The organism is Halobacillus hunanensis (assembly GCF_900166655.1).
Lineage (GTDB): Bacteria > Bacillota > Bacilli > Bacillales > Halobacillaceae > Halobacillus_A > Halobacillus_A hunanensis.
Genome location: NZ_FVZB01000007.1, coordinates 1,295,113 through 1,321,650, shown reverse-complemented (window position 1 = coordinate 1,321,650; position 26,538 = coordinate 1,295,113). Strand labels below are relative to the sequence as shown.

General features: G+C 40.0%; 23 protein-coding genes and 1 other annotated feature. Of the genes, 19 read left to right on the top strand and 4 right to left on the bottom strand.

What is annotated here, in order from left to right:
• Nucleotides 1-15 precede the first annotated feature (15 nt).
• Complete coding sequence (locus B5354_RS19435) at nucleotides 16-636, bottom strand: NAD(P)-binding protein (RefSeq protein ID WP_079530438.1); 621 nt, start codon at nucleotides 634-636, stop codon at nucleotides 16-18.
• 418 nt (nucleotides 637-1,054) lie between these two features.
• On the opposite strand from B5354_RS19435, the gene B5354_RS19430 reads away from it, so the two are divergent.
• Nucleotides 1,055-1,264 carry a hypothetical protein gene (locus B5354_RS19430; protein ID WP_079530437.1) on the top strand — a complete coding sequence of 70 codons (210 nt, stop codon included), beginning with the start codon at nucleotides 1,055-1,057 and terminating at the stop codon, nucleotides 1,262-1,264.
• A 78-nt stretch (nucleotides 1,265-1,342) separates the two neighbouring features.
• Here B5354_RS19430 and B5354_RS19425 read toward each other — a convergent pair whose 3' ends face one another.
• A complete protein-coding gene (locus tag B5354_RS19425; protein WP_281252775.1) occupies nucleotides 1,343-1,531 on the bottom strand; it encodes an HlyC/CorC family transporter associated domain-containing protein in 189 nt (62 codons plus the stop codon).
• 458 nt (nucleotides 1,532-1,989) lie between these two features.
• On the opposite strand from B5354_RS19425, the gene B5354_RS19420 reads away from it, so the two are divergent.
• From B5354_RS19420 to B5354_RS19385, 8 genes are all read left to right on the top strand, one after another.
• The gene (locus B5354_RS19420; protein ID WP_079530435.1) at nucleotides 1,990-2,973 is read left to right on the top strand and encodes a tetratricopeptide repeat protein; all 984 of its coding nucleotides are present in this window, start codon (nucleotides 1,990-1,992) and stop codon (nucleotides 2,971-2,973) included.
• A 170-nt stretch (nucleotides 2,974-3,143) separates the two neighbouring features.
• A complete protein-coding gene (gene tig, locus B5354_RS19415; RefSeq protein ID WP_079530434.1) occupies nucleotides 3,144-4,430 on the top strand; it encodes a trigger factor in 1,287 nt (428 codons plus the stop codon).
• 313 nt (nucleotides 4,431-4,743) lie between these two features.
• On the top strand, nucleotides 4,744-6,021 hold the full coding sequence (gene clpX, locus B5354_RS19410; protein ID WP_079530433.1) for an ATP-dependent protease ATP-binding subunit ClpX: 1,278 nt from the start codon (nucleotides 4,744-4,746) through the stop codon (nucleotides 6,019-6,021).
• A gap of 259 nt (nucleotides 6,022-6,280) precedes the next feature.
• A complete protein-coding gene (gene lon, locus B5354_RS19405; protein ID WP_176142554.1) occupies nucleotides 6,281-8,599 on the top strand; it encodes an endopeptidase La in 2,319 nt (772 codons plus the stop codon).
• Nucleotides 8,589-9,182, top strand: coding sequence for a ribosome biogenesis GTP-binding protein YihA/YsxC (yihA, locus tag B5354_RS19400; RefSeq protein ID WP_079530431.1), 594 nt, complete (start codon nucleotides 8,589-8,591; stop codon nucleotides 9,180-9,182). The genes lon and yihA overlap by 11 nt, the downstream gene beginning before the upstream one ends.
• A 342-nt stretch (nucleotides 9,183-9,524) precedes the next feature.
• Nucleotides 9,525-10,337: a transporter substrate-binding domain-containing protein gene (locus B5354_RS19395; protein ID WP_079530430.1), complete on the top strand. Its 813-nt coding sequence runs from the start codon at nucleotides 9,525-9,527 to the stop codon at nucleotides 10,335-10,337.
• Nucleotides 10,338-10,414: 77 nt separating this feature from the next.
• Nucleotides 10,415-11,074 (top strand): amino acid ABC transporter permease, encoded by a 660-nt coding sequence (locus B5354_RS19390; protein WP_079530429.1) that lies wholly within the window; start codon nucleotides 10,415-10,417, stop codon nucleotides 11,072-11,074.
• A gap of 35 nt (nucleotides 11,075-11,109) precedes the next feature.
• Nucleotides 11,110-11,832, top strand: a complete 723-nt coding sequence (locus B5354_RS19385) for an amino acid ABC transporter ATP-binding protein (protein ID WP_079530646.1) — start codon at nucleotides 11,110-11,112, stop codon at nucleotides 11,830-11,832.
• 66 nt (nucleotides 11,833-11,898) lie between these two features.
• Here B5354_RS19385 and B5354_RS19380 read toward each other — a convergent pair whose 3' ends face one another.
• Nucleotides 11,899-12,381 (bottom strand): LiaI-LiaF-like domain-containing protein, encoded by a 483-nt coding sequence (locus tag B5354_RS19380; protein WP_079530428.1) that lies wholly within the window; start codon nucleotides 12,379-12,381, stop codon nucleotides 11,899-11,901.
• Between the two features lie 314 nt (nucleotides 12,382-12,695).
• Here B5354_RS19380 and hemA point away from each other — a divergent pair, with 314 nt between their 5' ends.
• The 7 genes from hemA (at nucleotide 12,696) to spoVID (ending at nucleotide 20,083) form a co-directional block, all read left to right on the top strand.
• Nucleotides 12,696-14,066 (top strand): glutamyl-tRNA reductase, encoded by a 1,371-nt coding sequence (hemA, locus tag B5354_RS19375; RefSeq protein ID WP_079530427.1) that lies wholly within the window; start codon nucleotides 12,696-12,698, stop codon nucleotides 14,064-14,066.
• Between the two features lie 15 nt (nucleotides 14,067-14,081).
• The gene (locus tag B5354_RS19370; protein WP_079530426.1) at nucleotides 14,082-14,900 is read left to right on the top strand and encodes a cytochrome c biogenesis protein; all 819 of its coding nucleotides are present in this window, start codon (nucleotides 14,082-14,084) and stop codon (nucleotides 14,898-14,900) included.
• Between the two features lie 21 nt (nucleotides 14,901-14,921).
• Nucleotides 14,922-15,851, top strand: coding sequence for a hydroxymethylbilane synthase (hemC, locus tag B5354_RS19365; RefSeq protein WP_079530425.1), 930 nt, complete (start codon nucleotides 14,922-14,924; stop codon nucleotides 15,849-15,851).
• Complete coding sequence (locus B5354_RS19360) at nucleotides 15,851-16,609, top strand: uroporphyrinogen-III synthase (protein WP_079530424.1); 759 nt, start codon at nucleotides 15,851-15,853, stop codon at nucleotides 16,607-16,609. Before hemC ends, B5354_RS19360 begins: the two co-directional genes overlap by 1 nt.
• A 6-nt stretch (nucleotides 16,610-16,615) precedes the next feature.
• A complete protein-coding gene (gene hemB / locus B5354_RS19355) occupies nucleotides 16,616-17,593 on the top strand; it encodes a porphobilinogen synthase (protein WP_079530423.1) in 978 nt (325 codons plus the stop codon).
• Nucleotides 17,594-17,620: 27 nt separating this feature from the next.
• Nucleotides 17,621-18,901: a glutamate-1-semialdehyde 2,1-aminomutase gene (hemL, locus tag B5354_RS19350; protein WP_079530422.1), complete on the top strand. Its 1,281-nt coding sequence runs from the start codon at nucleotides 17,621-17,623 to the stop codon at nucleotides 18,899-18,901.
• A 153-nt stretch (nucleotides 18,902-19,054) separates the two neighbouring features.
• The gene (gene spoVID / locus B5354_RS19345; protein WP_079530421.1) at nucleotides 19,055-20,083 is read left to right on the top strand and encodes a stage VI sporulation protein D; all 1,029 of its coding nucleotides are present in this window, start codon (nucleotides 19,055-19,057) and stop codon (nucleotides 20,081-20,083) included.
• Here spoVID and B5354_RS19340 read toward each other — a convergent pair.
• On the bottom strand, nucleotides 20,080-20,268 hold the full coding sequence (locus B5354_RS19340) for a hypothetical protein (protein ID WP_079530420.1): 189 nt from the start codon (nucleotides 20,266-20,268) through the stop codon (nucleotides 20,080-20,082). The genes spoVID and B5354_RS19340 overlap by 4 nt on opposite strands.
• Nucleotides 20,269-20,431: 163 nt before the next feature.
• Nucleotides 20,432-20,657: a binding site (T-box leader), on the top strand.
• A 54-nt stretch (nucleotides 20,658-20,711) separates the two neighbouring features.
• On the opposite strand from B5354_RS19340, the gene B5354_RS19335 reads away from it, so the two are divergent.
• From B5354_RS19335 to B5354_RS19325, 3 genes are all read left to right on the top strand, one after another.
• On the top strand, nucleotides 20,712-23,354 hold the full coding sequence (locus tag B5354_RS19335) for a valine--tRNA ligase (RefSeq protein WP_079530419.1): 2,643 nt from the start codon (nucleotides 20,712-20,714) through the stop codon (nucleotides 23,352-23,354).
• A gap of 58 nt (nucleotides 23,355-23,412) precedes the next feature.
• Entirely contained in the window at nucleotides 23,413-24,693 is a 1,281-nt protein-coding gene (locus tag B5354_RS19330; RefSeq protein ID WP_079530418.1) for a bifunctional folylpolyglutamate synthase/dihydrofolate synthase, read from the top strand.
• Between the two features lie 78 nt (nucleotides 24,694-24,771).
• On the top strand, nucleotides 24,772-26,508 hold the full coding sequence (locus tag B5354_RS19325) for a sensor domain-containing diguanylate cyclase (RefSeq protein ID WP_079530417.1): 1,737 nt from the start codon (nucleotides 24,772-24,774) through the stop codon (nucleotides 26,506-26,508).
• The last annotated feature ends 30 nt before the right edge of the window (nucleotides 26,509-26,538 follow it).

Sequence of the window (26,538 nt, the reverse complement as noted above, 5' to 3'; positions counted from 1 at the left end):
AAATTATTGTATCAATCATTTCGAAGTTTTATGGTGCTCCATGCAATAGAGCATATCTTTTTGTTTTTGTGTATCTAAGTAAGTATTTGAAAGAACTTCACGTAAACAGTTGTTTTTTTCTTCTGAAGAGAAATTAGTTTTCTTAAGCAAGTGTCTAATATCAAATAAAAAATCCAGGTATTGTTCATACTTTTCATCATATTGACAAGATAATTCTTTTTTTACTTTTTTTGCAAACAAAGGACTTGCACCTGCTGTTGAAATGGCAATGGTCAACCTTCCGCGTGAGAAATGGGCGGGAAAACTGATATTCCCGTCCTGAACTTTGGAAGCTGCATTGAGTAAACGACCGTCCGGGGCAGCCTTGATGACGTCATGATTGACGGATTCACTATTGGTAGCTGCGACAATCAGGAATGCCTCTTCTATATCAGCGGGCGTGAAATTCTTTTGCTTCCATTCTATTCTCCCAGTTTCATAGTAGGAGTTGAGCTCATCGGTCAGTTTTGGACTGACGACTGTAAGCTGAGCTTTGCTCATGAGAAGACTATCGATTTTTCTTTTCGCCACTTTCCCTCCGCCTACTACAACTACTTTTTTTCCTTTTAAACTTAACATGATCGGGATGAGCGACATAGGTAACGACTCCTTAGTTCTAATTTCTGTTATTCTTCAGCAGGTCACGTATCATCAATATAATTGTAGAAGTGGTAAACAAAATGAGTGTAATCAGAGTGATTGTACTGGGAAATGATTGATAAATACCAATAGAAAAACCGGTGAACATGATGAGTAAGAACGTTACTTTTCTTAATTTCATAATAGCTAGCTAGTCAGATAACTGGTCCAGCTTTTTTTACACCTCGCTTAGATAACGAATTTATACATTTTTAAAAGAGTCTGCTTATATGATAGGTCCATACGATTCATGACATGTATGTATTGTTATTGTCCTGACTATACTAAGTAAATAACAGCCAGTCATATTGTGCAAGAAGGAGTAGAATGCTGACATGGTAATGGTTAGGCACTAAAATACAAAGGAGTGGATGGTTTGGACAGAGTTACACTGCATGAAGAAGTACTCTCCTTGAAAGGAAAAATCTGTTCGGGTCAGTTAAAGTTTAAATGTAGAGATGATTATATTATTCAGCAGCTTGATAAGGTAAAGGAAGAGGATGATGGCCTGATAGATGTTAGTACAGTTTCTCCTTCCCTGCTTATATTATTGGATGCTACAAATGGAACAGAACGAACAATTTAGGAAACCCTCTTTTACTCATAAAAGGGGGCTTTGTTTTGTTTAATCATGTTTCTTTATTACTGATATATCCTCTGTGTTTTACTCTTCCCAGACAGTAATAGCTACAATCTGCTGATCTTCGATTTCCACCACTTTTAAATGATAAGGATTATGAGATAATTGAGACACTTTCTGTACATCAATTAATTCGTTGGACACCCAACCGGAGATCGTATCCACATCTTCACTTTCAAGTTCAATCTTAAAAAATTCATTAACATCTTGAATGGAAATTCAAATAGTAAAGAAGAATCTCCACCATATATTGTAGTTCAATCTAACTTATAATACTAGTTAAAGGGGTGATCGGAGAAAAGTGGTTTTCCCAATTATGGGTTGCAATATTAATGAAGGAACTAGGTGAAAAACGATGAGCGAGAATCGAGATGGGGTAAATAAGCGTTTCATTGTGATATAATTTTATTATTGTTTCATATATATACATATAGTTTCGCTATACTGCGTTGGATGTGACATGAAAAGAGACGTCCCTTGGACGTCTCTCTTCTATATTTTATTAAGGGGAGGTACATCCACAAGTTTCGTTTATCCTTTAAAGCTTTAGGGTGTTCCTGAATAATTTTTTTAGAAAGCAGCAAATAGTCCATTTAAATGTGTAGGTTTATTTTCGACTGAAAAAGGTAAAAATAGACGGGTAATAAAAATAAAAAGAGGAAGGGTGTCCTATGGAAAAACGAACAGGGGATATCGTAATGTTCCCAAAGTGGAAAACAATGTTAGAGAGTAAAGGTCTCAAAGCGGTCGAAGAGAAAAACTATCAAGAGGCTGTAGAATTTCTTCTACCCCTCGTGAATTATGAGGTTGCCTCTCATGAAGTCACTACGGGATTGCTCATGAGCTGGATTGAACTTGGAAACTTCAGCCAAGCGGAAGATTTATGCCAAGAGCAGATGAAGACTGATGAAGATCATTATTATCATTACTTACATATCTACATAACCATTCTTTTTCAAGATAATCGCTACCAGGAACTTATTGATTTATTAGACGAAGTTTTTGAGACTGAATCTATTCCTCATCAAAGTCGTACGCAATTATGGCAAATATACGAAGTCAGTAACAAACTGCTTCAGGACACTCATAAGAAAGACGAGGAGAAATATTTTCAATCTTTTTTCGCCGCTATCGATAGTCAAGATTTACATAATCAATGGAAATCTATCCAACAGTTAAATAAGCAACCCGTTTCAGCAGATACAACACCGTTTGAAAACCTGTTAACTGAAACGTCAACTCACCCAATCATTAAAACAGCAATAATCCAGTGGTTTAGAGATAACAAAGTTGACCACACGGTTCATGTCCGTAAATTTTCGAATGATATGTTCATCATTCCTTCAGAGTTAAATACATTTGAGTCTGAATACATTATTCAGCAAATTCAGCTAAGGCTTGGGGCAGTTGAGCAAAGCAATCCAACCATGTATGAGATGATCAACCGTCTATTGAAACATTATTGTTATGTACGCTATCCCTTTTACCCTGGTGAGGAGGAAGTCGGTCATATCGTTGAAGCCTTAAAACAGCTTGGCCACGATTATTTGCAAATTCCTTATCAGTCACAGTCCGGCAATGATGAGAAAATACAGCAATATAAAGAGGAAATTGAATTAAGTGAACAGCACTATGTATTACTGGTGGGGGAGTAATTGATGTTTACCCTATTTTAGGCATGAACAATTTCAAATGTTGAAAGCGTATATGTTTGTGTTATAATGTAGGGGTTGCAAATGAGATTCGTGTGTATATAGAATCATAGAATCGCCTAATGGTCGTCTTTGGACGAAAAAAGGAATTTATAGATGTTGGAGGGAATTTTATGTCAGCAAAATGGGAAAAGCAAGAAGGGAATCAGGGGACACTTACAGTTGAAGTACCTGTAGAGGATTTCAACAAGGCTCTTGATGAAGCTTTTAAAAAAGTAGCAAAACAGGTACAGGTTCCTGGATTCCGTAAAGGGAAAGTACCACGTAAACTGTTCGAACAACGCTTCGGAGTAGAATCACTTTATCAAGATGCTCTCGACATTGTTCTTCCGAAGGCATACTCAGATGCTGTGGAAGAAACAGGAATTGAGCCAGTTGATCGTCCAGAAGTTGACGTGAAACAAATCGAGAAGAATGAACCATTAGTTTTCTCTGCAGAAGTTACAGTTAAGCCTGAAGTTAAACTAGGTGACTATAAAGGTCTTGAAGTTGAAGAGCTTAGCACAGAAGTAACGGATGAAGATGTTGAGAATGAACTGAAACAACTTCAGGAGAAACAAGCTGAACTAGTTGTGAAAGAAGACGGTGAAGTAGAGGACGGAGATACTGTCGTGATGGACTTTGAAGGCTTTGTTGATGGAGAAGCTTTTGAAGGAGGACAAGCTGATAACTATTCACTGGAAATCGGCTCCGGTTCCTTTATTCCAGGCTTCGAAGAACAGCTTTCAGGTAAGAAATCTGGAGAAGAGACAGAAGTTGAAGTCACGTTCCCAGAGGAATATCATGCTGAAGAGCTAGCTGGGAAAGAGGCTACTTTCAAAGTGAAAATTCATGAAGTAAAAGGAAAAGAACTTCCTGAACTTGATGATGAATTAGCGAAAGATGTCGATGAAGAAGTAGAATCCTTAGAAGAACTTAAGAAGAAAACACGTGAGCGTCTTGAGGAGCAAAAGAAAACAGAAGCTGACAATCACAAGCGTGATACACTTGTACAAAAAGCCAGTGAAAATGCAGAAGTTGAAATTCCTCAAGCCATGGTTGATACTGAACTCGATCGCATGGTTAGCGAATTTGAACAGCGTCTGCAAATGCAGGGCATGACTAAAGACATGTACTTCCAGTTCACAGGTCAAGATGAAGATGCACTACGTGAGCAAATGGCAGAAGATGCCGGCAAACGCGTGAAAACAAACCTTACTCTAGAAGCTATTGCTATCGAAGAGAATGTGGAAGCTTCTGAAGAAGACGTGAAGTCAGAGCTTGAAAACATGGCTTCTATGTATCAGACTGATGTAGAACAACTCACTCAAATGCTTGGTGGAAACACTGACATGATCAAAGAAGATCTTAAGGTACGTAAAGCGATTGAGGTTTTAGTTGATAACAGTAAATCTGAATAGTAAGCTGGGAAGACAAGGGGCAGATTGTTCCTTGTCTTCTCATATATTCCTGTTACATAAAGGAATAAAAAATTAGTTAAAACATGAATGAATCACCTGTTTTTTTACATATAATAGTAGAGCGGCTAATGTTTGACTTATTGATTACAAATCTACATAATGAGGATGATGCATCGGGATTTGCACACCTCTGAAAAGGTATTGCTTTTTTGTTTTACATGAATCTGGTATGATGAGCAAAAGAAACTGATGCTCGAATGCCTAGGATAATTACCAGGCGCATATTGCGTCATTTTACTAAGGGGTGAATGAAATGTTTAAATTTAATGAAGAAAAAGGTCAGCTTAAATGCTCTTTCTGCGGTAAGAGTCAGGAACAAGTCCGTAAGCTTGTAGCCGGGCCTGGTGTTTATATATGTGATGAATGTATTGAACTTTGTACAGAAATCGTTGAGGAAGAACTGGGTAATGAAGAGGAAGTGGAGTTTAAAGAAGTTCCTAAACCTCAAGAAATTCGCGGCATTCTTAATGATTATGTGATCGGGCAGGACCAGGCTAAAAAGAATTTGTCTGTAGCCGTCTATAACCATTACAAGAGAATTAATGCCGGGGTTAAGAACGATGAAGTTGAGCTGGCAAAAAGTAACATACTTATGCTTGGCCCGACGGGAAGCGGTAAGACTTTACTTGCTCAGACACTTGCACGGATCTTGAATGTACCATTTGCCATTGCTGACGCCACATCATTAACAGAAGCTGGTTACGTTGGGGAGGATGTTGAGAACATTTTACTCAAACTAATTCAGGCAGCTGACTATGATGTTGAGAAAGCCGAAAAAGGAATTATATATATCGATGAAATAGACAAAGTGGCCCGTAAGTCTGAAAATCCATCTATTACAAGGGATGTTTCAGGGGAAGGTGTACAGCAAGCCTTGCTTAAAATTTTGGAAGGTACACAGGCAAGCGTGCCTCCTCAAGGCGGAAGAAAGCATCCTCATCAAGAATTTATTCAAATTGATACGACTAACGTATTGTTTGTTGTGGGTGGAGCATTTGACGGAATTGAACAAATCATTAAACGCCGCTTAGGAAAGAAAGTTATCGGTTTTGGTTCAGGTCAGGTGGAAGTTGATGATGAGAAGAGTGAATTATTGACTAAAGTTCTTCCAGAAGATCTGTTAAGTTACGGTCTTATTCCTGAATTCATTGGCCGTTTGCCGGTAATTGGAAGTCTTGAGCAACTCGATGAGGACGCGTTAGTAGAAATTTTAACAAAACCAAAAAATGCTCTCGTCAAACAATATCAGAAGCTTCTGCAAATTGATCATGTTGAACTTGAATTTGAAGAAGAAGCTCTTCGTGAAATTGCCAAGTTGGCAATCGAGCGGAAAACCGGAGCCCGTGGACTTCGTTCAATTATTGAAGGGATCATGCTGGATGTCATGTATGATTTGCCTTCTCGAGATGATATTGAAAAATGTATTATTACAAAAGATACGGTAACAGCTGAAAAAAGTCATCCTAAATTGATTTTGACAGATGGTTCAGTTGAGGATGAGAATAAGGAAACACCGAAAGAAAGTGCCTAAACTTTAAACATCATCTCTTCTTAGCTAGAAGCCGCGCTACGTTTTGCATGTAGCGCGGCTTCTATATTACAGAAGAGGTATTCGTACATACAGGCATGATTTGCAAGTTGTTGGCTCATAATAGGCATAGAATAAGTGTTAAAAACACGTTTGTCTAAGGGCTTTTTCCCTAAGGCTAACGTTTTACATTCTAATTAGATTTCTATATGATAAATATACGAATTCGCATTAATCGGAGGTGCAAGCTTTGACAGAACAAATGAGAACGCAAATTCCCCTCCTACCTTTAAGAGGATTACTGGTGTACCCATCGATGGTATTGCACCTTGACGTAGGCAGAGATAAATCTGTTCAAGCTCTAGAACAGGCAATGATGGATGACAATGAAGTGTTTCTTGTTTCACAAAAAGAAATGAATATTGATGAACCAACTGCTGAAGATCTTTATAACGTAGGCACGGTAGCCACTGTGAAACAAATGGTGAAACTTCCTAACGGTACCAACCGCGTATTGGTGGAAGGGTTGTATCGGGCTTCCATAGAACATATTACTGAAGGGGAAGAGCTTTATAAGGCAGATATTATAAAACTGAATGACGTTCATGAAGATGCTAATGAAGAAGAAGCATTAATGAGAACATTACTTAGTCAGTTTGAACAATATGTAAAAGTTTCTAAAAAAGTCAGCCAGGAAACCTATAACACAGTTTCTGATATTGATGACTCCAGCCATTTAGCAGATCTAATCTCCTCACACTTGCCTATTAAGATTAAAGACAAGCAAAGTGTTTTAGAAATCGAAAATGTGAAAGCACGTTTAAAACATTTAATTGAGATCATCGGAAATGAACGTGATGTTCTTCAGATTGAACAAAAAATTGGCCAGCATGTTAAAAAGTCAATGGAGAAAACACAAAAAGAATATTACTTACGGGAACAAATGAAAGCCATTCAGAGTGAGCTGGGCGACAAGGACGGTAAAACCGGAGAAGTAGCTCAGCTTCGTGAAAAGATTGAAGAAGCTCAAATGCCGGAAAGAGTAGAAGCGATTGCGGAAAAGGAATTAGGAAGGTATGAAAAGGTTCCGCAAAGTTCTGCGGAAAGTTCAGTCATTCGAAATTATATCGAATGGCTAGTAGCCCTGCCTTGGACTGAGGAGACGGAGGATAACCTCGATGTGACTCATGCTGAGAAGATTCTCGATGAAGACCATTATGGATTGGAGAAAGTTAAAGAACGTGTTTTGGAGTACTTGGCTGTTCAACAGCTTACACAATCCATTAAGGGCCCGATCCTTTGTTTAGTAGGGCCGCCGGGAGTCGGCAAAACGTCCCTGGCCAAGTCCATTAGTCGTGCGATTAACCGCCATTTTGTCAGAATATCTTTAGGCGGCATCCGTGATGAAGCTGAAATCCGCGGTCATAGAAGAACCTATATTGGAGCGATGCCGGGACGAATTATCCAGGGGATGAAGCGTGCTGAAACGGTTAATCCCGTGTTCCTGTTAGATGAAATTGATAAAATGGCCAGTGACTTTCGAGGAGATCCTTCCTCAGCTATGCTAGAAGTACTGGATCCAGAACAAAACAGCACCTTTAGTGATCACTTTATCGAGGAGCATTATGATTTATCGAAAGTGATGTTTGTGGCGACTGCAAATACGATGACCTCTATTCCAGGGCCATTGCTTGACCGCATGGAAGTTATTTCGATTGCTGGTTATACTGAAGTTGAAAAGCTCCACATCGCTAAAGAACATTTGCTTCCTAAACAAGTAAAAGAAAATGGACTGACTAAAAGTCAGATTCAATTTAAGGAACAAGCCATCTTAAAGCTGATCCGGAGATATACGCGTGAGGCAGGTGTCCGTAATCTTGAAAGACAACTGGCTAGTGTCTGCCGAAAGGCTGCTAAGATTATTGTGGCCAAAGAGAAAAAACGTGTAATTGTTACGGAGAATCAACTTGAAGAACTTCTTGGCCGTCCTCCATTTCGTTATGGACAAGCTGAATTGGAAGACCAAGTTGGCGCAGCAACAGGTTTAGCCTACACTACAGCGGGTGGAGATACATTATCCATTGAAGTATCCATTTATCCTGGTAAAGGAAACTTGACGCTAACAGGTAAACTTGGGGATGTTATGAAAGAGTCAGCACAAGCTGCTTTTAGCTATATTCGCTCCAGGGCAGATGACCTGCATATTGATCCCGAGTTTGTAGAGAAGAATGATATTCATATTCATGTCCCTGAAGGAGCAACTCCGAAAGATGGCCCTTCTGCGGGGATAACGATGGCTACTGCCCTCGTTTCGGCTCTTACAGGTCGTCCCGTTCGAAAAGAAGTAGGAATGACTGGGGAAATAACACTAAGAGGTCGAGTTCTGCCTATAGGTGGACTAAAACAAAAATCCTTAAGTGCCCATCGTGCAGGGCTCTCAACTATAATTATCCCTTCTGAAAATGAGAAAGACCTGGAGGATATCCCTGAGAGTGTAAGAGAAGGGTTGACCTTTATTCCTGTGAAGCATTTAGATGAAGTCCTTGATGAGGCATTGGCGGCTGAAAATCATGAAAGTTAATCAAGCTGAAATAATAATTAGTGCGGCGAGCAAGAAGCAATATCCAAAAGAACCTATACCAGAGATTGCATTAGCAGGCCGCTCTAACGTGGGGAAATCCTCTTTTATTAATAAGATGATACAAAGAAAGAACCTGGCAAGAACCTCTTCCAAGCCAGGAAAAACGCAAACATTAAATTTCTATAGAATTAATGAAAAATTTCATTTTGTAGATGTCCCAGGCTATGGGTATGCTAAAGTATCAAAAAAAGAGCGTGCCAAATGGGGCAAAATGATGGAGGAGTACTTTGCCGAAAGAGATCAGCTTCGTGCCGCTGCTCTTGTAATTGATAGCCGGCACAAACCTACTGAAGACGATTGCCTAATGTATGATTATTTGAAGCATTTTGAGCTTCCGGTTATGGTCATCGCAACTAAACTGGATAAAATAAAAAAGGGACAGCGTAATAAACAATTAAAAATAATAAACGAAACGCTTGAGATGGAATCGGACGATGTTCTTATTCCCTTCTCTTCTGAAACAGGAGAAGGGAAGGACTTGGCCTGGACAACAATGCTTGAATATTTAAATAGCAATAATTAATCGATAACTGGGATCACCTTGTAGGTGATTCCTTTTTTATTTTCCCAGTGAGTGCAGTTATTATAGTTTCTACTTGGTTCGGATTTTCATTTGGTGAAAATGCTTTTGTCCCAGCCTCTGCAAGCCTTTGTATTTATGGAAGAATCTATTATGAGATTAACTCAAACTTGTTATTTTAAGGATACAGCGGGATTTAGGAGGATTGTCCAGGTATTGGAAAAGAACCTATGTATTTTTTCTCATTATAAAGGATTTTAGTATAATTCAAATTTTGTGAAAAATCAGAATTTAGTATATACTATAAAGGTGTCGCAATAAAAATGGGGGGAGATTTTAGAACTTATGAAAAAATTATTATTTACTATTTTGCTTGGAAGTCTAATGATCTTCACACTTGCTGCTTGCGGTAGTAATGGTGAAGAAGAAGCAGCTTCTAGTTCAGATGGTTCAGGTGAATCTTCTTCTGGGTATGATCTTGTGGAAGAGGGGAAATTAACTTTTGCTGCCTCTGGAGAATTTCGTCCATTTAGCATGACCACTGGAGGAGAGATGACAGGTTTTGACATTGATGTCGGAAATGCAGTAGCAAAAGAACTGGGATTAGAGCCTGCCCAAGAGAAGTCTAAATTTGCTGCTATTGTTGAAGGGGTTAAAACGGGCCGATATGACATTGCGGTGGCCAGTCATACAATAACAGAAGAACGTGCCAAAGAAGTGAATTTTTCAACTCCATATTATTATTCGGGGGCTCAAATCTTTACGAGGCCAGGTAGTGATTATGAAACACTAAAAGATTTGGAAGGTCTCGAAATAGCCGTATCAAAAGGTTCGACTTACGTTAAGTTTGCAGAAGACGTAACGAAAAATGTAAAAGTTTATGATAGTGATGTTGTAGCATTACAAGCTTTAGCTAAAGGCAGACATGATGCTGTGATCACTGATTTCTTAACAGGGAAGGAAGCTATAGGCCAGGGACTCGAAATTGAGGGTAAAAAGATTATTGAACGCAGTGACCAGGCAATTGCTGTTGCCAAAGGTAAGGATAAGCTACTTGAGGACATCAATGCTGCCTTAGACACCCTACGCGAAAATGGTACGTTAAAAGAGATTAGCGAAAAATACTTTAATGACGATATTACAACTGTGCCTGAGTGAACTATTTAATTATGGATAAGACCTGAATAAAGAGTGCGCTTTGCGTACTCTTTTTTCACTTGAAAGGGAGTGGAGTTATGGAATATAGTGGTTTCTTCGGAGCGTTGGTAGAAAGTCGTGGAATTTTTATCGAAGCTGCTTTTATGACGTTAAAGCTGACAGCAGTCTCCATTTTTTTAGCTGTCTTTATTGGATTACTTTTTGCCCTATTAAAGATTTCAGCAATTAGACCCTTAGTGTGGGTAGCAAATATATATATTTACATTGTTCGAGGTACTCCGCTTATTGTGCAAATCTTTGTTTTCTACTACGGTCTTACTGAAATTTGGATGATGAGTGGTTTCTGGGCTGTATCTCTAGGACTTGCGTTTCACAATGGGGCCTATATTGCGGAAATATTTCGAGGTTCTATTCAATCGATTGGCAAGGGACAAACTGAGGCTGGTCGTTCACTTGGAATGAGTCGTTCATTAACGATGCGTCGAATTATTTTACCACAGGCCTTTAGACGCGCATTGCCTCCGCTTGGAAACCAGTTTATTATTGGCTTAAAGGACTCCTCCTTAGCTGCGTTTGTGGGTGTTGCGGAAATTTTCGCTGTCGCTACAACTCAGGGAGCTAATACATTTGATTATATGACATGGCTGCTTGTTAGTGCTGTATATTATTTAATTCTTGTATTCTTGCTTACGATTTTAGTAAGCTTAATCGAGAAGAAGTTAGCAGTAAGTGATTAATGGGGAGGTTGAGTATTTTGCTTAAAACTAAAGAAATGATTCGTGTAGAGCAATTAAATAAATATTTTGGTGATTTACATGTTCTTAAAGACATTGACTTTAATGTAAATGAAAGTGAAGTGGTTGTTTTAATTGGAGCTAGCGGCTCTGGGAAAAGTACCATGCTTCGCTGTCTGAATTTCCTTGAAATGAAGAACAGCGGTGAAGTTATTATCAGGGGAGAAGATGTAGACCCAAAGAAAGATAATTTAAATGAAGTCAGGCAAAAAGTAGGTATGGTATTTCAGCATTTTAATTTGTTTCCTCATAAAACAGTGTTGGAAAACGTTATCGAAGCACCGATCCAGGTTAAGAGTATTCCGAAAGCTAAGGCAGTGGAAGAAGGTAAAGAATTGCTTCTCAAGGTAGGTCTGGAAGATAAAGCAAATGACTACCCATCCCGCTTGTCTGGAGGCCAAAAGCAACGAGTTGCGATCGCACGGGCTCTTGCTATGAAACCAGAAATTATGTTGTTTGATGAGCCCACCTCCGCTCTGGACCCGGAGCTTGTGGGTGAAGTGTTACAAACAATGAAAGACTTAGCTCGGGAAGGGATGACGATGGTTGTGGTGACACACGAGATGGGGTTTGCCCGTGAGGTGGCAGATCGCGTCGTCTACATGCACGATGGAAGAATTGTTGAAGCAGGCCAGCCAAATGAAATTTTTGATAATCCTAAGGAAAAACGAACTCAGGCTTTTTTAAGTTCTATTTTATAATGTCAAATCCCCGCTTGCGGAAGCGGGGATTTTTAAGTAGCTTCCAGCCGGTAAGTATGTCAATAGCTACCTCTTTTTATAAATTAAATAAGCACCAAATCCGATCAATACTATAGGCCAGAAGCTTTCAATCCAATCAAACAGTATGTTAATAACACGAAACCAAATGGGGTTGGAAGTGGTGACTAACGCAAAGATCGCTATCGCCATTAAAATAAGACCTGGCAAAAGACCTGATTTAGTTTTAAAAGATCTTAGCAGTAAAGCGATTCCTATAATAAAGGGATACACACCCCAGTGGTCAATCCAAAAAGAGTAGTGAGCCTGGCCGTGAAAATGCACGCCTAAACCGAGGAGCAGAACTCCTGTGAAGATATTCGCAAAATCATGCGCTATGTAACTATGTAAAAGAAAGGCAACTCCAATGATCATAAGTATTGTGGGCCATGAGTAAAAAGGGTTTAAAAAGGGTATATTAAACTGTCGAAGAAGAAAGTACAGTCCGAGCCCGATTAGTAAAAAACCGGCAAAGGAGTCAGTGTTTTTCAAATGATTACACCTCCAAAGATACTTAGTTCTAGAATTTAACTATAGCAATTAGGTTTGAAAAACATAGTATTTCAAGTCCAGTGAGCTTTTATAAAATTGATTTCTTGCGATTACCTGTGCGTTCTGGTATATTACAGACGAGTTATTAATTTAGAGTGTTTCTAATCTAAGAACCTGACGTGATCAATGGACCTAAATGTATCCTATCACAAGGGATTCAAAATCTGTTCATATTTTCACAAAAAAATTATTAGGTTTCATGTTATAATCAATTTATATGAGATAGTTTTGAACGTTATATGGGGGTAGATGAAATGCACATTTTAGCAGTAGGTCTTAATTATAAAACAGCCCCTGTGGAAATACGAGAAAATCTTACATTTTCAGATGAGCATTTAACGGAAGCGATGCAAAAGCTTAATTCACAAAAAAGCGTACTCGAAAATGTAATCATTTCTACATGCAATCGAACAGAGATTTTTGCTGTTGTGGATCAACTCCATACTGGACGCTATTATGTTAAACAGTTTTTGGCTGACTGGTTTAATATTGATAAGGAAGAATTTTCTTCATTTCTTTCTATTTATGAAGCGGATGGAGCTATGGACCATTTAATGCGTGTGACGTCTGGACTTGATTCAATGGTGCTGGGTGAAACGCAAATCCTGGGTCAAGTCAAGCAGGTCTTCATGAAAGCTCAAGAGGCAAATACCACAGGGACTATTTTTAATCAACTATTTAAGCAAGCCGTGACTATGGCGAAGAAAGCTCACAAAGACACAAGTATTGGGGATAATGCTGTGTCTGTTAGTTATGCAGCCGTAGAATTGGCGCGTAAAATCTTTGGTGATCTAGTTCATAAACACATCGTGATTATCGGGGCAGGGAAAATGGGAGAACTGGCTGCCAAGAACCTCCACGGTTTCGGTGTCAGAAAGGTCACGGTGCTTAACCGGACGTTGTCCAAGGCTAAAGTAGTGGCTGAACAGTTTAATGGACAAGCTTCCACAATTGATGATTTAGAATCTGTGTTAATGGATGCTGATATCGTGATCAGTTCTACCGGCTCAACTGAATATGTACTTACACATGAACAGGTAGAACCAATTCTCCGTACCAGAAAAGGCAAACCGCTTTTCTTTGTGGATATAGCTGTTCCAAGGGATCTTGATCCGCGTTTAGAAGAACTTGAGAGCGTCTTTCTTTATGATATTGATGACTTACAAGGAATCGTAGATGCGAACTTAGCTGTACGGAAACAAGCTGCGGAAAAAATCGAACTTATGATTGAAGCTGAAATTGTAGAATTTAAAGAATGGCTTCAAACAATTGGAGTTATCCCTGTGATTTCTGCACTACGTGCTAAAGCATTGGGGATCCAGTCAGAAACTATGAGCAGTATTGAAAGAAAAATGCCTGAGTTAACAGAACGGGAAAAGAAAGTATTGCGAAAGCATACAAAGAGTATTATCAACCAGATGCTTAAAGATCCCATACTTCAGGCAAAAGAACTCGCTGCACAGCCAGATGCTGAAGCATCTCTGCGTCTCTTTACTCAAATCTTCGGGATTCAAGAAGAGGTTGAGGAGGAAGTGAAGGAACAGGAGAAGAAAAGTAAAAAGTCAGTAAATGATTCTGATGATCCTATTTCCTTCCCCACACTTACTCAGACTGTAAATTCTTAATGGTGGAGGTTTACTATGTTCGAGTTTAAGTGGGTCTATGAGTTAATTCTCTTCCTGTATGGTTGCAGCTTAATTGGATATTTTATTGATTTCATTCAAAATAACCGGAAGGCTAATAGAGCAGCCTTCTGGTTACTTAGTATGGTTTGGGGGCTTCAAACCCTTTTTTTGTTAAGGCAGATTTTTGTAGAAGAAAATTTTCCAGTTATGACTGTTTATGATGGTCTTTACTTTTATGCCTGGATCTTAGTAACCTTTTCTTTAATTATTAATCGGTTATTTCGTGTGGATTTCCTTGTGTTTTTTACAAATGTTGTAGGGTTTCTCGTGATGTTGCTCCATATCTCGACGAGAGCCCAAAGTGTGCTTGATGACCAGGGGATTGAATTAGTTCATGAAATGCTTGTAGCTCATATAACACTGGCCATCATTTCGTATGGCTTTTTCACATTCTCGTTTATTTTTTCTCTCATGTACCTGTTTCAGTACCGATTACTTAAACAGAAGAAATGGAATACTAAGCTGCTTCGGCTCGGTGATTTAACCAAGCTGGACCATTTTTCATATATTTCGGTGATTCTTGGGGTGCCATTGCTTCTAATTGCGGTAATTCTTGGGGTAACATGGGGGTATGTTTCAGAAGATGTGTTTTACTGGTACGATTCAAAAACTCTCGGATCATTCATTGTTCTCCTTGTATATATCATCTATTTATTTTTACGGGTGGTAAAAGGATATCAAGGTCGGGCAATTTCGTTGTTTAATACAGCGTCATTTCTGATTCTTTTAATAAATTTCTTTTTATTCGGCTCGTTGTCGAATTTCCATTTCTAAAATTCTTCTAGGAGGGTGACTGTGAGAAAAATAGTAATAGGGTCTCGAAAGAGTAATTTAGCAATTACGCAAACAGAATGGGTCATTGATCAGTTAAAAAAAATAGATCCTTCTTATGAATTTGAAATTAAAAGGATATCTACGAAGGGTGATCGTGTTTTAGACGTTACTCTAAATAAAGTAGGCGGGAAAGGCTTGTTTATTAAAGAAATTGAACAAGCCATGTATGATAAGGAAATTGATATAGCTGTTCACAGTATGAAAGATATGCCTGCCGTTGTAGCTGAAGGGTTAACGGTTGCTTCGGTGCCGGTACGTGAAGACCACCGTGATGCATTTGTGTCGAATGGACACGTAGCTTTAAAGGATCTGCAAGAAGGTGCTATTGTTGGCACAAGCAGTTTACGACGCGGCTCACAGATTAAAGCGGTCCGACCTGACCTGGAAATTAAATGGATTCGCGGAAATATCGATACACGTCTTCAAAAGCTTAATGATGGGGAGTATGATGCCATCGTACTGGCAGCAGCGGGTCTGAAGCGAATGGGCTGGAGTGAAGATCTTGTTACCGAGTTTTTAGAGCCTGATATTTGCGTTCCTGCTGTGGGACAAGGTGCACTGGCTATCCAATGTCGTGAAGATGACAAGGAATTATTGGATTTCTTGCAGAAAATTAATCATCAAACTACTGAAACTACCGTCGCTGCAGAGCGGAAATTTCTCCACGACTTAAATGGCGGTTGTCAGGTGCCTATCGGGGGATACGCCAATCTTGATGGAGAAACGATAACATTGACAGCGCTGGTAGGTAAACCCGATGGTACAACAATTCTTCACGAAACAGTATCAGGCACAGATCCTATTGCTGTAGGAACAGAAGCGGCTCAACGTTTGAAGAGTCAAGGAGCTCAGGAAATTGTTGATGATGCCATCGAGGAGTATGACAAGTAATGTTACCGCTAGCGGGGAAGAATATCCTAGTAACAAGGGCGTCTTCTCAATCCTCATCTATAACAAGAGAAGTTGAACGATTAGGAGGAAAGGTGCTTCATGCACCTCTCCTTCAGTTTAAGTTGAATGATTCTTTAGACAATCAACACATTCTATCCAAACTTCACGATTTCAGCTGGGTTTTTCTTACAAGCTCTAATGGCGTGAAGTTTTTTTTCGAGTTGATTAATCGATATAAGATTAAGATCCCTGAACATTGTAAGTGGGCTGTGGTTGGTGATAAAACTGCTCATATGCTTGAAATGTACGGTGTAACACCAGATTTTATCCCGTCTGATTATCAAGCGTCATCTATGATCAAGCAATTTTTTGAGCAGGTAGAGAAACCCGGAAAGATTCTATTTGTACGGGGGAATCGGTCTCGAGAAGTATTGCCTCGTGCCTTCAGAAAGCAAGGGGTGTTTTTCAAAACAGTTACCGTATATGATACGCTATTAGTAAAGGAAAATGATTTACTGGCTGCTCAGCTAGAGAAGCTGGATGCGTTGAGTTTTACAAGTCCATCTACTGTAGAAGCATTTATGCAGCTGACAAAGGACCAGAAGGAACGTACTTTGCATATCCCCTGCTTTTGCATTGGGCCTACTACCGGGGATGCTGCAAAATCCTCTGGTTTTAAGACGGTGTATGTTCCCGAAACCTACACAATTAAATCTATGGTCGATAATATGGCAGACCATTTTGCTAAGAAAGGATAATACTTAATGAATCAATTACAATTTAAACGTCATCGCAGGCTAAGAAAAACAGAATCCATGCGCTCCCTTGTTAGAGAAACATATCTTCATAAAGAAGACTTAATTTATCCGATCTTTGTGGTAGAAGGGGATAGGATTAAAAATGCCGTTGCTTCTATGCCTGGAGTACATCAAGTCTCTCTTGATTACTTAGGAGAGGAAATGACGGAACTGGAGCAACTGGGTGTGCGATCAGTGATCGTCTTTGGAGTCCCGAACGAGAAGGATGCGGTTGGGACACAGGCTTATCACCATGAAGGAATTGTGCAACAAGCGATTCGTTATATTAAAAAAGAACATACCTCGCTAACTGTTATTGCTGACACTTGTTTATGTCAGTATACGGACCATGGTCACTGTGGTGTTATTAGAAATGGTGACATTGCTAATGATGAATCACTTGAATTGATAACGAGGACTGCTGTAAGCCAGGCGGAGGCAGGTGCGGATGTGATCGCACCATCAAATATGATGGATGGCTTCGTTGCTGCTATTCGCAAGGGATTAGATGAAGCCGGTTACAGCCAGATTCCTGTCATGTCTTATGCTGTTAAATATGCTTCAGCATTCTACGGACCATTCCGTGATGCAGCTCATAGTTCTCCGCAATTTGGCGACCGCCGCTCCTATCAGATGGATCCGGCCAATCGCTTAGAGGCCCTGCGTGAAGCAGAATCAGATATTGAGGAAGGTGCTGACTTTTTAATTGTGAAGCCAGCTTTGTCTTACCTGGATATTATGAGAGAATTGAAAGACCGATATCATTTACCATTGGTGGCTTACAACGTAAGCGGGGAGTATTCCATGATAAAAGCTGCAGCTCAAAATGGCTGGGTGAACGAACAAGAAATCGTGCTTGAGAAACTGACCTCCATGAAGAGAGCAGGAGCCGATTTAATTGTGACTTATTTTGCAAAAGATGTTGCTCGCTATTTAGATCAATAATTTTGTTGGAAGGAAAGGGTGTTGAGGATGAACTTTGATCGATCTACAGATGCGTATAAAGAGGCAGTTGATTTAATGCCGGGAGGGGTAAACTCCCCCGTCCGTGCCTTTAAATCAGTAAATATGAATCCAATTTTTATGGAGCGAGGAAAAGGGTCTAAAATCAATGACATCGACGGGCAAGAGTATATTGATTATGTATTAAGCTGGGGCCCCTTAATTCTTGGTCATGCGGATGACCGGGTTGTAGAGTCGCTTAAGAAAGCGACAGAGCTTGGGACAAGCTTTGGTACACCAACTTTAATTGAGAATAAGTTAGCGCAGCTTGTGATTGACCGAGTGCCATCGATCGAAATGCTCCGGATGGTGAACTCAGGAACAGAGGCTACGATGAGTGCATTGCGGGTGGCAAGAGGTTATACCGGTCGTAACAAAATACTTAAGTTTGAAGGAAATTACCATGGACACGGTGATTCCTTGTTGATTAAGGCAGGTTCTGGTGTGGCTACGCTAGGGCTGCCGGATTCACCTGGTGTACCGGAATCGATTGCTAAAAATACGATTACTGTCCCTTATAATGACCTGGAAAGTGTACGTTATGTATTTGAACAGTACGGTGATGACTTGGCAGCTGTCATTGTGGAGCCCGTCTCAGGTAATATGGGTGTTGTGCCCCCTACTGAAGAGTTTCTAACAGGCTTGCGGTCAATAACACAAGAGCATGAAACTGTACTTATTTTTGACGAAGTCATGACAGGATTTCGCGTAGGTTACAATAGTGCCCAGGGACATTTTGGCGTTACTCCTGATATGACTTGTCTAGGTAAGGTGATCGGCGGGGGGCTACCTGTAGGTGCTTACGGCGGAAAGCGTGCAATCATGGAAAGTGTAGCACCTGTTGGAGAGATTTATCAGGCTGGGACTCTATCGGGGAACCCATTAGCTATGACAGCTGGGTACGAGACCTTGAAGGCAATGGACGAGGAAGCATACGAGCAAATCAGTAAAAAAGTGGATCGTCTAATTGAAGGGTTCACTGCCGCAGCAACAGAGCATCAGGTTCCTTTAACTGTGAATCGTGCAGGCTCTATGGTTGGATTCTTTTTTACAAATCAACCAGTCACGAATTTTGAAAGTGCTAATGCATCAGATTTGGAAATGTTCTCTACCTACTATCGTGGCATGATTGAAGAAGGAATCTTTCTGCCACCATCTCAATTCGAAGGGATTTTCTTATCGGCTGCTCATACAGAGGAAGATATTGAATATACAATTAAAGCGGCTGAGAAAGTTTTCGCCTCATTATAGAGTTGCTCAAAAGGGACATCATCGTAAAAGATGGTGTTCTTTTTTTGTGCAACGAAAATGCTGTTCTCTCGCTAAATGATGTATATAAGACAGAGTTGTGCATATGGTGTATTAAACAACTATGTTGATTTTAAATAGGGAGGGGACGATAGAGTGGGTAATCAAGAAGAACAGGTCTTTTCATTTTATTTAAATGAATCCTTACAATTTAAGGGAGGACAGGGTGTTCGTGAACTGCTCGGCATATCTTTAGAACCGGAAATCACGCTTGAAGATTTAGGGGATGAAGTTCGGTTAAAAGGAACCGTCATTCTGGCAGGTGAATATATGCCAGGGCAAGAAGAGGATAAGTATGCAGATACGGCTCCGATTCAATCAGGTCGGGTAGTAGATTTAGTAGAGAGGGGGGAGGAAGGGGTTTACGAGTTTTCTCATTCCTTTCCGGTTGAAGTGACCATTCCTGCAGATAGGGTAGACGACGCGGACGATGTTCATATTAACATTGAAAGCTTTGACTATGAAATTCCTGCTGAACACCATCTTAGACTAGAAGCCCAACTTAATATAAATGGTTTGAGACAAGAGCAGGCCTCGCCAGCTCCTGAGCAAGAAGTATTTGATGAATCATTGACGGTTGGGCCAATGGACTTTAACCAAGAAGAACCCGAGAGGCCTGATACCCCGGTTTTTGATATTCAGGAACATCGCAAGTTACAGGAACCTGAGCAATTAGAGGATGTAGAAGAGCAGGAGAATGAAGAGGGAAGATGGACTTATAAGAAGTCACAAAGTTTATCGGATTATTTTAAAGAAAATAAAATCGAGCATATTCAGGAGATTTCCTCTGAAAGCACTAGTGAATGGGAAGGGACCACAAATCATGTACATGCGAGTGAAGCCCCTCCCCATTCCAATTTCACTTCATATCAAGAAGGGGAAGAAAATGAAAACGGGGAAGAAACCTCCCCCTCAGCTGGTGTGAACGGGATTAAACAAATTTTTAAACATCTCTTTCCTAACCGAGAAGATTCCTATACGAAAATGAAAATGTATATCGCACAAGATAATGAAACTGTTGAAATGATTGCGGAAAGATATGAAGTTCCTGTTAAACAAATCGAGAAGATTAATAACCTCGAAGAAGATGTAAGCCCAGGACAAATCGTTTATATTCCGCATTAAATCCATTTTAAATGGAAAGCTATATATAAACCGATGAAAATACCTGTTAAGAAGACATCAAGTGTAGTTGGCCAAAATATGGTTCGAAACAGCTGATAAATCATAATGGGCAGAATAGCTCTTTCAATAATAAACAGCCAATGTCTGCACCATGGCGGGAGCCGGTAGCGATAAAATCGACTCATGAGAGTTCCTCCTTAGTCAAAATTAAACGTTCATGAATTTGCATAGCACCAGTTATTTAAATCACAGGTTTGCTGATCAAACAAAGAATAAAGCCTAAAAGAATAAAAAAAGTTGACTTTATCAGTGAATTCTATATACAATATGAAAAAGAATACCTATATGTGAAATGCCGTGATAGGGAAGAGTACATGAATAAGCGCTTCAGAGAGGGAAACATATGCTGGAAGTTTCCTAGTCAGTTTATTGATGGAAGGTCGCCCTGGATGCAGTTTCTTTGAATGTTAAGTAGAAGAAGCCGGTTCAAAGCCGTTAAGAATTTATGAAGTGTGCAGGGAATTCCCTGTGAATAAAGGTGGTACCACGGATAGTAATCTCTTTCGTCCTTTTTGAGGATGAAGGGGATTTTTTTATTTCACGAAAGTATTAAAGGAGGAACAGATTCATGGAGCAAAATGATGTAACCATGCCAACAAAATATGATCCGGCTGCAGTCGAAAAGGATCGCTACCAATACTGGGTAGACGGCAAATTTTTTGAAGCGACAGGTGATAAAAATAAAGAACCTTATACTATTGTTATTCCGCCGCCGAATGTTACCGGTAAACTGCACTTAGGTCATGCCTGGGATACGACATTACAAGATATTTTGACACGCGTTAAACGCATGCAAGGATATGACGTGCTTTGGCTCCCTGGGATGGATCATGCCGGCATTGCTACACAGGCAAAGGTGGAAGCGAAACTTAAAGAACAGGGCACCACTCGCTATGATCTTGGGCGAGAGGACTTTCTAGAGAAGTCATGGGAATGGAAGAAGGAATACGCCCAATTTATTCGAACCCAATGGGAAAAATTGGGTCTAGGGCTCGATTACTCACGTGAGCGCTTTACACTTGATGATGGATTATCAGATGCTGTTAAGGAAGTGTTTGTAAAACTTTATGAAAAAGATTTGATTTACCGTGGAGAATATATAATCAACTGGGACCCAGCGACAAAAACAGCACTCTCAGATATAGAGGTGGAATACAAGGATGTCCAGGGTGCTTTTTATCACATGCGCTATCCTTTAAAGGATGGAGAAGGTACGATAGAGATTGCTACAACCCGTCCGGAGACAATGCTTGGAGATACCGCAATTGCTGTTCACCCTGAGGATGATCGATACAAACACCTCATTGGTAAGAAAGCAATTCTGCCAATCATTGGGCGGGAACTGGAAATCGTGGCGGATGACTATGTGGAAATGGAATTTGGATCGGGAGCGGTTAAAATTACCCCAGCGCATGATCCTAATGATTTTGAAATTGGTAACCGCCATAATTTGAAACGTGTCCTGGTTATGAATGAAGATGGGACGATGAATGATCAGGCTGCGCAATATCAGGGTATGGATCGATTTGAGTGTCGTAAACAAATTGTCAAGGACTTGCAAGCAGAAGGCGTTCTTTTTGAAATTGAAGACCATCTGCACTCTGTTGGTCATTCTGAGCGAAGTGGAGCTGTGGTGGAACCGTATTTATCCACACAATGGTTTGTTAATATGGAGCCGCTCGCAAAACAAGCCATAAACTTACAAAACAGTAATGATAAAGTTCATTTCGTCCCGGACCGTTTTGAGAAAACATACTTGCGCTGGATGGAGAACATTCGTGATTGGTGTATTTCCCGTCAGCTTTGGTGGGGACATAGAATTCCTGCCTGGTACCATAAAGAAACTGGCGAAATTTATGTGGGAAAGAAAGCTCCTGCGGATCCTGAGAATTGGAAACAGGATGAAGATGTACTTGATACTTGGTTTTCGTCCGCTTTATGGCCGTTCTCTACGATGGGGTGGCCTGCAGAAGATAATGCAGATTTCCAGCGATACTTCCCTACCAATGCGCTTGTTACAGGGTACGATATTATATTCTTCTGGGTCAGCCGGATGATTTTTCAGTCGATTGAATTTACTGACCGTCGTCCATTTGAAGATGTGCTCATTCATGGACTCGTTCGTGATGCAGAAGGTCGCAAGATGAGTAAGTCGCTTGGTAACGGAGTAGACCCAATGGATGTAATCGAGAAATACGGGGCTGATTCATTGCGTTACTTCCTTTCCACCGGCTCCGCTCCAGGTCAGGACCTGCGCTTCCAGTGGGAGAAAGTTGAGTCCACGTGGAATTTTGCTAATAAGATTTGGAATGCTTCACGGTTTGCTTTAATGAATATGGGTGATTTAACCTATGAAGACATTGATTTATCCGGTGAAAAATCAGTGGCTGATGATTGGATTCTCACTCGTTTAAATGAAACAATTGATCAGGTAACGCGCAATATCGACAAATATGAATTTGGAGAAGCAGGCCGTCACTTATACAACTTCATATGGGATGAGTTTTGTGACTGGTATATCGAAATGGCCAAACTTCCACTCTACGGGGAAGATGAAGCCCGCATTCATACAACACGTTCGATCTTAGCATACACCTTAGATCAAATTATGCGTATGCTCCATCCGTTTATGCCGTTTATTACGGAAGAAATCTGGCAGCACTTGCCTCATAAAGGAGAATCGATCACGCAGGCTGCCTGGCCGCAGGTGAAAAAGGAACATCACAACAAAACGGCCGTTGCGGAAATGGAACGTTTAGTAGCGATCATTCGTTCTGTCCGTAATATCCGAGCTGAAGTTGATACACCAATGTCCAAGGAAATTCAATTGTTGATTCAGGCCAAAGACGAGACTGTGGCTGAAGAACTCGAGAAAAACCGAAGCTATTTGGAGCGTTTCTGTAACCCTAGTGAACTTACTATTGGTACTGATCTTAAAGCGCCTGGAAAAGCAATGTCTGCGGTAATAACAGGTGCGGAACTTTACCTTCCTCTTGCTGGCTTAATTAATATTGATGACGAAATTAAACGCTTAGAAAACGAATGGCACAAGTGGGATAAAGAAGTAGATCGTGTTCAGAAAAAACTTTCAAATGAAGGATTTGTGAATAAAGCTCCTGAGCACGTTGTCGAAGAAGAACGTAAGAAAGAACAGGATTACCTGGATAAACGTGGTAAAGTAGAAGCTCGAATCAAAGAACTTAAAGCATAAAGTTATTGGAGGGTATTCAAGCGAATGCTCTCCTCTTTTTTGAAGGAAGGTTGTATAGATGAATTATTATGAAGCCCTACAATGGATTCATTCACGTGAAAAATTTAAAGTTAAGCCTGGTTTAAACCGAATGAAATGGATGATGGAGAGGTTGGGCCATCCGGAGAAAAAGATAACTTCTATCCATATTGCAGGAACGAATGGAAAAGGTTCAACATTGACATTTTTACGGAATCTGTTACAGAAACAAGGGTATGCTGTGGGGAGTTTTACGTCACCTTATATCACGCGTTTTAATGAGAGGATTAGCATCAATGGAATTCAGATTGATGATGAAGAACTCGCGGAACTTGTCCTCGATATTAAACCACTTGCAGAACAATTAGCTGATACAGTTTGGGGAGAGCCTACAGAGTTTGAAGTGATCACAGCAATGGCTATTCTATACTTCTCACGTCATTCTTTAGATTTTGCTCTGTTTGAAGCAGGACTTGGAGGAAGATTAGATTCAACGAATATCATTCAGCCCGTTTTATCCATTATTACGAATATAGGGTTAGATCATATGGGGATCCTGGGCGACAGCTATGAACAGATAGCTTATGAAAAGGCCGGGATTATAAAAGAGGAAACTCCTGTTATTACTGGAGCAGAAAGAGACGATGTGATGCAGGTTATAAATCAGAAGGCAGCGAAACAGCAAGCTCCTGTATTTATGTTTGGTAAAAGCTTTACGAGCACTCATCTAAAAAGTGTGCAAAATGGAGAGTGTTTTTCATTTACCACCTCTGATTACGAAGTATCTACTCTCTTTTCACGGTTAAAGGGAGAACATCAAATTAAAAATGCCTCCTTAGCTCTTTATGCTATGGAATTGCTTAAAGCTGCAGATTTTATAATGGATCGCGACTATTATGAAACGGGCATTGAGTCGACCTTTTGGCCAGCTCGTTTTGAGAAAGTTTCTGAGCAGCCTCAAATTATTCTGGATGGAGCTCACAATCAGGAAGGAACAACAGCATTAATAAAGACCATGATGAAACATTATAATGATAACAGGATTATCATTATGTATGCTGCTTTAAGAGATAAGCCAGTAGAGGAGATGTTAACACAGCTAAAGGGAATAGCCGATGAGTTATGGGTGACCCAATTTGATTTTCCTAAAGCAATGAAGGCGGAAGAAATCTCCCAACTTATCTCACATAATCGACTGTACGTTCGTATGAATTATAAACGAGCCCTGGAGGAAATCAGGCAAACGATGAATGAATCAGACGTCCTGCTTATCACGGGATCTTTGTACTTTATTTCCGAAATAAGGAAAAATTTTGAATAATAAGGCCTTGTGTGGTACTATATTAATGATCTGAAAAGTTACATATAGGAAAAAGGACTTACGGAGGGTGGGGGATGAATGGTTTCTTCTAGTAAAAAGCTTTCGATCATCATAATTTGGTTTATGACATGGCCGATAGGGATGTACACGCTCTACACAAATTCTTCCTTCACCTACTCTGGTTATGAATTGGATATTATTTCTTTTATTGTACTTGCTTCCATTATTGCATTATTTCCTCTGCTAATTGGAGATCACCCTGTATTTTTCACTCACGGAATCAGTTTTGCTGTGTTTTTATATTTTGGATTATTTGTAGAAGTGCTCGTAACTCAAATAGCCTTAATTATCTTAATGATTAAGGTAAGAGTCGGGTTAGCTGGATTGTATCGTGTTCCGCTTAACCAACTTCTGTTCTTCGTTGTGTCTGTTTGTTCAGCATTGATTTATTACATACTCGGTGGGGATCATGGCAGAGAAGCATTGAATTCATTTTCAGATATTATACCTATTCTTGCTTATCCGATTGTTCAAATTATTATCAATCAATTGCTTATTAGTTCAGTAAGCAGACATGTACACGGAAAAGAGACAAAATGGTTCGATCAAGGTGTTATTTGGGAGTTGCTTACAACTATGCTTGTTGCCCCAGTAGGCCTTATGCTCTACATTCTTTATGCTCAAATTGGCGCTGCAGCAATTTATGTTATTGGCTTACCTTTTATTTTCATTTCTATCATGCTTCTGTTGTATCACAACAGTAAACGAGTCAATGAGTACTTACAAAAAACAGGAGACATTGGGCATGAGTTAACAGGCAATTATAGCGTCAAAGAAATATTAGACATATTCATCGATAGAGTGAGCAGTATGCTTCCTTTGGACTATATTTACGTGTTTGATGTAGTTCCTGGACGCTGTATTAAATTAATTAGATTCTATGACCGTTCAGGACGTATGAATTTCCCCAATATTGAGCTGGGTCCTGGTGAAAGCATTAGCGGAGATACATGGGCAATGGAGAAAGGCAGACATTACCATGCTAAAAAGGACTGGAAGCATCTACAGAGTGAGTACACCCCTGAAGGTGGAGAATCAGTGCTTTCTATACCTATTTCACGGAACAGTGAGATCGTAAGCATTATAACTTTATATTCTAATAAAAAACGAGCATTTATGAAGTATCAGTATATGATTCTAACTATACTTGGAAGTTATCTGACTGTAGCTATAGAGAATGCACGTCATCATGAAAAAGCAAAATCCGAAAACGAACGCTGTCCTCTAACTGGACTCTACAACTATCGTTTTTTTGAAAAATATGTTGCAGAAATGTCTAATCAATTTGCGGAGGCTCAAATCAAAGAACCGGCTTCAATGATCTTACTTGATATTGATCATTTTAAATCCGTCAATGATACATATGGGCATGAAAGCGGCAATGAAATTCTTTGTCAGTTAGGCGAGCGATTAATAAACGCAGTTAGCTCTCAAGGCATCGTGGCCCGTTATGGCGGAGAAGAGTTTGTTATATTGCTTCCTCAGTGCTCCACAGAGAGAGCGCTTCGTCTTGCTGAGAAAATTCGTCAGGCTATCAGTGGAGAATCTTTTCTTTCTTACGCTCATATGTTGAGCGGACAAACTCCAAAGAAAATACATATTACTGCAAGTATAGGAGTAGCGACATATCCGGATCACTGTGAGGAACTTATTGAAATAACGAGATTGGCAGACAGGGCAATGTATGTTGGAGCAAAACAGAGCGGTCGTAATCGTGTGGCTGGCTATGAAAACATGAGACAGACGGTTGAATAACATTGTTCAACCGTTTGTACTTCTAATAAA